The following is a 6,765-nucleotide window of genomic DNA, read 5'->3' on the forward strand; positions in this document are numbered from 1 at the left end:
TCTTAGCCCCCTTTTTAAGGGGGTTTGGGGGATTTAGATCTGAAAACGAAGTCCAGCCGACTTGTGTGTACACGGTAGCCTTTTTAAGGGGGGCTAGGGGGGATTTAGATCTACGATACATACCAAAATCCTCCCTTCCAACAACCCCCAAGAGGTTCCTAATGATAGCTACACAGATCGCGCACTATACCCCAACCGAATATCTAGAACGAGAAGATATATCAACCATTAAACACGAATTAATCGATGGAGAAATTATCCCTGTGGCTGGTGCGTCGGCAAATCATAATCGTCTGAACTTAAATTTTTGTCGGCTATTTCCTTTAGAAATTAATGGGCAAGATTACGAGATATTTATGAATGATATGCGGCTATGGTTGCCTGTAAATCAGAGCTATGTTTATCCCGATGCGATCGTCATTTCAGCAACACCCCAATTCACAGACAGCAAACAAACAGCGGTAACTAATCCCTGTCTGATTATGGAGGTTTTATCGACTTCTACTGAGGGCTATGATAAGTCGGGGAAGTTTAGATTATATAGATCGATTCCTAGTTTCGAGGAATATCTTTTAATCGACCAGTTTAGCTATCGGGTTGAGCAATATACTAAGGTCGATAGTCATCAATGGTTGTTGACAGAATGGCTGGGGGAAGATGCGGTAATGCAATTGCAATCGGCATCGGTACAAATTCCGCTGAAGGATTTATATCATCGTGTTTCTTTTAATGTTTCGATTTCGGGTGTGGGTGAATAATGGTAGTTTTTAATGGTTTGTTAGAAATTGGTGAGGGGAAATTAGTGTGAGTGAAGTATATCCATCAACTTGGAAGAAAATATTACTGTCTGAGTTATGTTCTAAAGTCACAGATGGAACGCACCATTCACCTGTAAATGAATCTGAGGGAGACTACCTATATGTAACAGCAAAAAATATTAAGTTTTGGGGTCTAGATATCAGCAATATGACTTTTGTTTCAGAAGAGATACATCATCAAATATATGCAAGATGTCCAGTTGAATATGAAGATGTTCTATATATTAAGGACGGTGTAACAACTGGATTGGCTGCTGTAAATCATTTGAAAGAGCCTTTCTCAATGTTATCGAGTGTTGCACTGCTAAAGCCCATTCGGACTGTTTTAAATCCTTACTTCTTAAAAAATTGGCTAAATAGTCCAGTAGCTTTTAAACTATAGACAGATCTGACGATCTTTTACATGAAAAATGGGAATGGGCAAAATTCAAGCTATTTGTTCAGAACATTCAAGCTGGAAAGAATTTTTCTTGTCCTGAAATTCCTGTTACTGAAGATACTGTCGGGATAGCAAAAATCAGTGCTGTCACCTGGGATAGATTTAATCCACGAGAAACTAAAACCGTCACCGATTCTAACAAAATAGACCCAAAGTTATTTATTAGAGAAGGCGATCTACTCGTTTCAAGAGCGAACACCTTAGAGCTTGTTGGTGCATCCGTTGTTGTAGAAGAGATCGACTATAAAATCATGCTTAGTGATAAAGTCTGGCGAATTAATTTAATAAATGTAAACAAAAAATATGTTCATTATTACCTTAAATCAGCTTCTGGGAGAAAAGAGATTGAAACTAGAGCAAATGGCAATCAAGCCTCAATGAGAAATATTTCTCAGAAAGCATTCCAAGATATTATTATTCCTATCCCTCCAATTAAGGAACAATATGAAATTGTTAGGCATATTGAAGATGCTTTAGATACAATCAATTCAATTCTCACTCACAAACAGGCTACCTTAGAAGAACTTAATCAACTCGATCGATCTATTCTTGCCAAAGCCTTCCGAGGTGAACTCGTCCCCCAAGATCCCAACGACGAACCCGCAGCAGTATTACTAGAGAGAATTCGCGCCGAACGGGAGCAGACTAGCAGCAATAAACAGCGCGGGAAAACCACCCGTAAGAATAGTAGCAAACAACTCTCGATTGCCCACGGCAGACCAGAGGTCAACGATCTTGAATAATGATATTTACGATCCGATCGTAAATAGTAGAACGAGCGACCCGATCTAACCGCGACACAATCAATAGACCTCCTGCGAAAGTCCTAGAAAGATCGACAGAACCTATAACTGTCCCCATATCTAGTTAATCTTTTATGATTAATTAAAAATGCTTGAAATGGTTGGTGTCAAAGGATAGCTAAAACACTTTCGCAGGAGGTCTATTGTATCGCCATCTCGGACATATTCCAGACAAGCAGCAAGCTGGGAACGCTGCTGGTTAGTGCCACTTTGTGTTTCTCGATCGATCTTGTCGCAATGTTTAAGTTTATCCAACTGAACGTCGAGACTCTGACCTGACGAGCTAACTCTTGCGTATGAGGTAGTAGTCGCCACGGACATCCAGCACTCAAGAGGGCGTTTAATTCGGGTAAAGATACTCTTGATTTGAAGAAAATATGGTGTTTATTCTTCCTATGCTTGTACAACCAGATATTCAAAAAGCGTTTAATGATACTCTCCAGGAAGAACGGTTTTTGTAATAGTAACTCCGCCAAGTTTCTTTCCTGACATTCTCAGTAATTCATCACCTGAAAATTCAAAGCCAAACTTTAGTGCTATCAGCGCAACTTCATCTGCTGTTGATGCTGTGAGCACTTCGTTTTTAAGTGCAGGTTCAGACTGCATTTTCTTTAAAAACGCCTCAAGTCGATCTAAAGCCATATTTGAAATTCCTATTCTTTGTTAGCCGCTGATATTAAACAAGGAAACTATTACATACTTTAAGCAAATCCTATCATTCTTTTAAGATATAGGCAATGAGTGGGACTCCTAATTATAAAATCCTTTGTTGAGATGAATTTATGATTTGGGAAGAAGGCGAAAACATCTTCTTCCAAAAACTGCAAAAACCAGTTTCCCTTAATGACGTGCGATCGCGGATACAGTCATTGCGAGTAGATCCAGAACAACCGACTCTAACAGAACTGGGTGAACTAGTCCGCGAACATCGTCAAGAGCATTAGCATGATGAAAGTTGTCATCGATACCAATGTTTGGCTCTGGGCATTGCTATTGTTATACAGCGATTTGCTTGTGACGTGCGATCGCTTCTGCTCTTCTTTTCCCTTGTTCTTCAGGCGAAATCCACTCAAATACCAGATCGTTTTCCTGAAACTTCATCCGTTCTGTATGATGTTTCTCTCCCGAAAGAAACATCATCGGAATTCCATCAGGAAAGGCAGTGCAATTGCCGTCGAATTCGTAATATTTGCAGATAGGGCAGCCAATTTTATTCATAATTCCGTCACCTTATATATTGCAATTTGTCTGCGATCGAAGATAATCACCAGGATCCGATTACCCCCAATTTCCACAGCATCAAACCCCTGAGCAATCATCTTGCTTATACAGCGATTTGCTTGTGACGGGCGATCGCTTCCGCTCGTCTTTTCCCTTGCTCTTCAGGCGAAATCCACTCAAAGACCAGATCGTTTCCTTGATCTTTTACTGGTTCTGTATGATGGGCAATCCCAGCCAAGAAGCCAAAGGGAATTCCTTGCTCAAAAGCGTTACAAGTGCCATCAAACTGAAAATACTTGCAAATTGGGCAACCGATTTTAGTGGTAGTTTTCATACTTGCTCCGATTGAAATATCGCGACTTGAGTTCGATTGAAAATAATGACTAAGATCCTGTCCCCACCTATCTCCACAGCGTCGAATCCTTGAGAAATAAGGAGTTTGGAAGCTGCCTTAGACTGTAAATCATCGGCAGAAATGTTGTTTTCTAGCAGAAAGCCTTCAAAATCGATGCTATCTCGAAACTTTCGGGGATTTCTGACATTAACTCTAGCTGTTAGTACCGATGGGCTATTGGTTAATCTCGCGTAATCTTCGGCTGTCTTTTTGGCAAAAGCAAGGTAAAAGCCCTCGCCGTAAGTATTGACCGATTCCGACTCTATTCTCGCGCCTTCACTAGTGATGTTGTCAGCAGCAGATTGGTTCGTACCGTGGTAGAAGTCACGGTTTGCATAGTAGCTATCTCTAGTATATTCCTCCGCTTCAGCCTTTGACATCAGTGGCTTCCAATTCATCTCCATCTCTTTGCCCACTGTAGTTCTTAAATCTCGAAGCTTGTGCGCCGCCTAGCGGCGATCTAGTCATTTCAATACATTACCATTGCTTTCTTTAAAAACTATCTCCGTCATTATTCGCCTACTCCCTCGCTATGAGCTAACTTATTGTTTTGGGCGTTATCGTAGATGGTTTTGAGATCGGGGCGGCGATTTAAACAACTCTCGATCGATTGGCGCGAAACTTTCCCACCTCTAGCATTGGTAAATCCCAACAGATTTAGCCGCGTGGCGATCTCTTGCGAACTCATCCCCGTGGCAACTAAATCGCTCAGGGAATTTTCCCAATCGGTCGGGTCTTCAGGAACGATCGCGCTCGTCTGCTCGACCGTTCCAAGTGACGGTATCAGTCCCAAAGACTGACTGGCAGACAATATGTTTTCTAGTACTCACACCACAACGCGGCTGGGTAAGTTATACCACCACTGCTTGAATACCGCTGCTGGGATGCCTACTAGCGTCGAATTAGGGGCACCGCAGGTTAAGGATGTTGCGACAGAATCGCTGAGTTTAGCCTTAATATTTTGATGCCGATGTGCCAATTAGAGTAAGTTTTGAGGGCATCTTAAATATAGTCAGTTGCAACTTCTAAGTGAAGTTGAATTCTCATTTAGTTGGGATTGAATATATAATTCAGATGCAAAAGATGAAATTTCAAACCGTTCTCCGCCGATTCCCATCTTGGCAACAAATATTCACTGCGGGAAGTATTTTTGCATATCTCCTCCTCAAAACGGCGACATCAACAGCCGCGATCGATCCCAAGCACATTAGATCGGGCAAGGTTTCGTTATCCCTACAGCCAATCGGGCTGACACCACAACTGATAGCTGGTGCGGATAACTTTAATCCCGATCTGAAATTATCGCCACCAAAAGAATATATCCCCCCAGCATCACCGCCAGAGCGAGTAGTCCCTTTGCCTGGGTCTAATTCGAGCGCGGTAGAAAGCAAACTTACAAAGTCTGCTAGTACTGGGGCACCTTTTGCTGTCTTAGAAGGCATCCAACCCAATATTCATAATGATTGGAATAATTCCGGTCAGGTGAACCGGATTATCGAATCAACAGCAATATTGCGGCTCAATAATGGCGATCGAGTCTTATTCACAACTGGTTACAATACTTACGAACAGCCAGATACAAAAACTGTTACCAATATCCCCCTGGGGATTGATTGGGAAACCAAAATTAACTCGCTTAAAGTTCGTCCGGGAGTGGGTGTCGATATATCGAGCGGATCTACGACTCCCAATTTTAACCTCAAAGTAGACTATCCCCTGACGACTGGTTTAACGGTATCTGCCGATCTACAGCAGGGGGCTTATAAATTTAATGCCAAAACGATCGAAAATCAAATCTCTGCCCTGCGCTATGGGCCATCAGTATTTTGGCAAATAGATAAAGATACATCATTATTTTCATCCCTGCATTTGGGCAGTTATAGCGACAGCAATCAGGAACAGCAATCATTTAGCCGCCTCGAACGCAAGTTTGGTGAGTTTTCGGTAGCTGGTAATTTGTTTACCTGGAATTATAAAAATCCGACCGACAAAGGTTATTTTGCTCCTCCAGATTTTCTAGTTTATACAGGCGAAATTGCCTGGGAAGGTAGTGTAATTCGAGATGTACTCAATTGTCGGCTATCGGCTAGTTTAGGCGGGCAGAATGTTAATTCTACCAGCTCTGATGCTGGTGGTTATCAAACTAAGTGTACGGCGAAGATATCACCCAATCTTGAAGCAGATCTCGGTTATAGCTTTAGTAATGTCAAAAGTACCGTACCGATTACTAGCAATGCAAATAGCCAATCTATTCTCGGTCAAGTTCGGGTGAAATTTTAGTCAAATTAAGTTGTAGAGATTATGTCGATTATCGCTCCAGTTGCATCTCCAGAGCTAACTTTAGTACCTGCTCAACGTCGGAAGTTATGGCAATACGATCCAGAATTTTATGGAAAACGCGATCTCCGCATCGATTTTCTGCGCGGTGTGGCGATCGTGTCGATGGTAGTCAATCATTTAGAATGTCGATCGTATTTTAATAATATTACCCAAGGACATATCTATGCGAGTTCGGCAGAAGGATTTGTGTTTTTATCTGGCTTTGTTTTAGGATTTGTGACCTTGCAACGAATTGATAAGATTGGCTTGAACTCTGCGATGCAGAAGCTATTAGAACGAGCGAAGGTGCTGTATTTTACTAGCTTTATCCTCATCGCAGGCTTGGGACTTTTGAGTATTCTTGCACCAGGGATGACTCGACCGAGTTTCGATCGCGCGCCTGGAGAATGGTGGCAAATTTTGCTCGCGGCTGGGACGCTCCATCTGGCTCCGCCGATCGTTGATATCTTACAACTATATGTGTTGTGTTTATTGGCTTCTCCCGCCATATTTTGGTTGTTGCGGCGGGGACTTTTATTACCACTATTAACCGCTTCTTGGACATTATGGTGGATTCAACAAGTGCATCCCTATTCATTTAGTTTGCAACCACTCGATCGCGCTCATCCGTATTTTGTGTTTAGTACGTGGCAGATCCTCTACGTGCATGGTGTTGCGGCTGGCTATCACAAGGACAAATTAGCCAAAACATGGAGACGGCTGCCCAAAGTGCCGCTGCTACTGGGAATGGGGGCGATCGTTGTGACGGCT

Annotated in this window: 12 protein-coding genes and 1 pseudogene; 6 read left to right on the forward strand and 7 right to left on the reverse strand. The window is 42.4% G+C overall.

Annotated features, from left to right (window positions below):
* Positions 1–161: 161 nt before the first annotated feature.
* The 3 genes from RMO79_RS10980 (at position 162) to RMO79_RS10990 (ending at position 2,000) form a co-directional block, all read left to right on the forward strand.
* Complete coding sequence (locus tag RMO79_RS10980; RefSeq protein ID WP_310483192.1) at positions 162–758, forward strand: Uma2 family endonuclease; 597 nt, start codon at positions 162–164, stop codon at positions 756–758.
* Positions 759–804: 46 nt separating this feature from the next.
* On the forward strand, positions 805–1,200 hold the full coding sequence (locus RMO79_RS10985; protein ID WP_310483193.1) for a hypothetical protein: 396 nt from the start codon (positions 805–807) through the stop codon (positions 1,198–1,200).
* 305 nt (positions 1,201–1,505) lie between these two features.
* Entirely contained in the window at positions 1,506–2,000 is a 495-nt protein-coding gene (locus RMO79_RS10990) for a restriction endonuclease subunit S (RefSeq protein WP_396136574.1), read from the forward strand.
* Between the two features lie 189 nt (positions 2,001–2,189).
* Here RMO79_RS10990 and RMO79_RS10995 read toward each other — a convergent pair.
* Together RMO79_RS10995 and RMO79_RS11000 are read right to left on the reverse strand one after the other, a co-directional pair.
* Positions 2,190–2,381: pseudogene (locus RMO79_RS10995) on the reverse strand (recombinase family protein); the annotation flags it as partial.
* A gap of 105 nt (positions 2,382–2,486) precedes the next feature.
* A complete protein-coding gene (locus RMO79_RS11000; protein ID WP_310483195.1) occupies positions 2,487–2,702 on the reverse strand; it encodes a Nif11-like leader peptide family natural product precursor in 216 nt (71 codons plus the stop codon).
* 140 nt (positions 2,703–2,842) lie between these two features.
* On the opposite strand from RMO79_RS11000, the gene RMO79_RS11005 reads away from it, so the two are divergent.
* Positions 2,843–3,004, forward strand: coding sequence for a hypothetical protein (locus RMO79_RS11005; RefSeq protein WP_310483196.1), 162 nt, complete (start codon positions 2,843–2,845; stop codon positions 3,002–3,004).
* A gap of 52 nt (positions 3,005–3,056) precedes the next feature.
* On the opposite strand, the gene RMO79_RS11010 is transcribed toward RMO79_RS11005, so the two are convergent.
* The 5 genes from RMO79_RS11010 to RMO79_RS11030 all read right to left on the reverse strand — a co-directional run bounded on the left by RMO79_RS11010 (position 3,057) and on the right by RMO79_RS11030 (position 4,654).
* The gene (locus tag RMO79_RS11010) at positions 3,057–3,278 is read right to left on the reverse strand and encodes a hypothetical protein (RefSeq protein ID WP_310483197.1); all 222 of its coding nucleotides are present in this window, start codon (positions 3,276–3,278) and stop codon (positions 3,057–3,059) included.
* 106 nt (positions 3,279–3,384) lie between these two features.
* The gene (locus tag RMO79_RS11015) at positions 3,385–3,615 is read right to left on the reverse strand and encodes a hypothetical protein (RefSeq protein ID WP_310483198.1); all 231 of its coding nucleotides are present in this window, start codon (positions 3,613–3,615) and stop codon (positions 3,385–3,387) included.
* Positions 3,612–4,073: a hypothetical protein gene (locus tag RMO79_RS11020; RefSeq protein WP_310483199.1), complete on the reverse strand. Its 462-nt coding sequence runs from the start codon at positions 4,071–4,073 to the stop codon at positions 3,612–3,614. The genes RMO79_RS11015 and RMO79_RS11020 overlap by 4 nt, the downstream gene beginning before the upstream one ends.
* 113 nt (positions 4,074–4,186) lie before the next feature.
* On the reverse strand, positions 4,187–4,486 hold the full coding sequence (locus RMO79_RS11025; protein ID WP_310483200.1) for a hypothetical protein: 300 nt from the start codon (positions 4,484–4,486) through the stop codon (positions 4,187–4,189).
* A gap of 15 nt (positions 4,487–4,501) precedes the next feature.
* On the reverse strand, positions 4,502–4,654 hold the full coding sequence (locus tag RMO79_RS11030) for a hypothetical protein (protein WP_310483201.1): 153 nt from the start codon (positions 4,652–4,654) through the stop codon (positions 4,502–4,504).
* Between the two features lie 50 nt (positions 4,655–4,704).
* On the opposite strand from RMO79_RS11030, the gene RMO79_RS11035 reads away from it, so the two are divergent.
* Together RMO79_RS11035 and opgC are read left to right on the forward strand one after the other, a co-directional pair.
* The gene (locus RMO79_RS11035) at positions 4,705–5,955 is read left to right on the forward strand and encodes a hypothetical protein (RefSeq protein ID WP_310483202.1); all 1,251 of its coding nucleotides are present in this window, start codon (positions 4,705–4,707) and stop codon (positions 5,953–5,955) included.
* 21 nt (positions 5,956–5,976) lie between these two features.
* The coding region (gene opgC / locus RMO79_RS11040; protein ID WP_310483203.1) for an OpgC domain-containing protein at positions 5,977–6,765 on the forward strand (789 nt) is incomplete at its 3' end.

The organism is Chamaesiphon sp. VAR_48_metabat_403 (assembly GCF_031422475.1).
In the GTDB taxonomy this organism is placed as follows: Bacteria; Cyanobacteriota; Cyanobacteriia; order Cyanobacteriales; family Chamaesiphonaceae; genus Chamaesiphon.